General features: G+C 61.8%; 1 protein-coding gene. It reads right to left on the reverse strand.

The window, feature by feature from the left end; genetic code table 11:
* Window positions 1–27: 27 nt before the first annotated feature.
* Window positions 28–1,301, reverse strand: a protein-coding gene (locus AMD30_RS24235; RefSeq protein WP_156354424.1) for an IS3 family transposase whose coding sequence is annotated in 2 segments (ribosomal slippage) — window positions 28–1,022 and window positions 1,022–1,301 — 1,275 coding nt in all. Because the reading frame shifts where the segments join, the coding sequence is not laid out codon by codon here.
* Window positions 1,302–1,352: the final 51 nt, after the last annotated feature.

Raw genomic sequence — 1,352 nt, forward strand, 5'->3', positions numbered from 1 at the left:
TGATCCCTCCCGGCGTTTCCGGAGAGCTCATGGTGTGAGCGCTTCCTCCGGATTGAGGGTGCGCATGCGATCGTAGTGGAGTTGCTCTGCCCGGTCGGGGGTGAGGTCGTGGCAGTAGCTGTGTGGTCGTTCTCGGTTGTAGAACGCCACCCATTCGGCGGTGCCCAGCGACAACTCAGTGGCTCCATGGAACAGGGGCTGGTTGTCGACCAGTTCGTTCTTGTAGTCCGAGTTCACCGATTCGGCCAGGGCATTGTCGAAACTGTCCCCGACGGTGCCGATAGAGGCCGCGATCCCTTCCTCGGCCAATCGCTGCCCGAACACGATGGCAGTATACTGCGATCCGGCGTCGCTATGATGGACGAGTTTGCTCAAATCGACTACCCCGCAACGTTTTCTGTTGTCGATCGCATTGTTGATCGCATCGGTCACCAAGTTCACCGTCATCTCCGTGGCCACCTTCCAGCCGACGATCTTGCGGGCGAACACGTCAGTCACGAAGGCTGTGTACGCCCAACCGGATTCGGTGCGGCAGTAGGTGAAATCGGCCACCCACAGGCGGTTGGGTGCCGCGGCATAAAACTGCCGGTCGACCAGATCCGTCGGCCGCTTGGCCGCCGCGTCAGGGATGGTCGTGCGCACCCGTTTCTTCTTGATCGCGCCGTGCCATCCCATCTCCCGCATGACCCGTTCAACCGTGCAACGGGCGACATCTAATCCGTTGCTGCGCAGCATTATCCATGTCTTTCGTGAGCCCAGAACGCGGGTCAGGGGTTTGTTCTTGCGGAGCATGAAGATCGCATCGATGACCTGCGCGTCAGCGAGCATACGGGCGCTCGGCCCGCGGTTGATGTGGTCGTAGTATGTGGACGGGGCGATGCGCCAGCCGTGCTCAGAGAGCACGGCGCACATCGAATCGACACCCCAGATAAGACCATCCGCACCCACCCGATGTCCCTGGTGGGTGCGGATGAAGTCCACAATTACCGGTGTGGCCGGTCGATTTCGGCCGCGAAGAAAACCGACGCCGCTTTCAGGATGCCGTTGGCCCGTTTGAGTTCGGCGACCTCCTGTTTGAGCCTGCGGATCTCCTCGTTGTCGGCCCTCGAGGCGCCTTCCGCATCAGCGGCCGGGGCCTTACGAACCCACTGACGGACAGTCTCCGCCGAGGTCACCCCCAACAGATCTGCGGTCTTGCGCATCGCCGGCCACTCCGCCGACCCGTGGGCCACCAACTGGGCCACCATGTCCACGGCGTCTCGCTTCAACTCAGCCGAGTACCGCTTCGATCCTGCTGCCATAGGTTTCATCCTCCCTTGAGAGGAGCCCTCCGGAAATCCCGGGAGGGATCA

The organism is Gordonia sp. HS-NH1 (assembly GCF_001418765.1).
Classification (GTDB): domain Bacteria; phylum Actinomycetota; class Actinomycetes; order Mycobacteriales; family Mycobacteriaceae; genus Gordonia.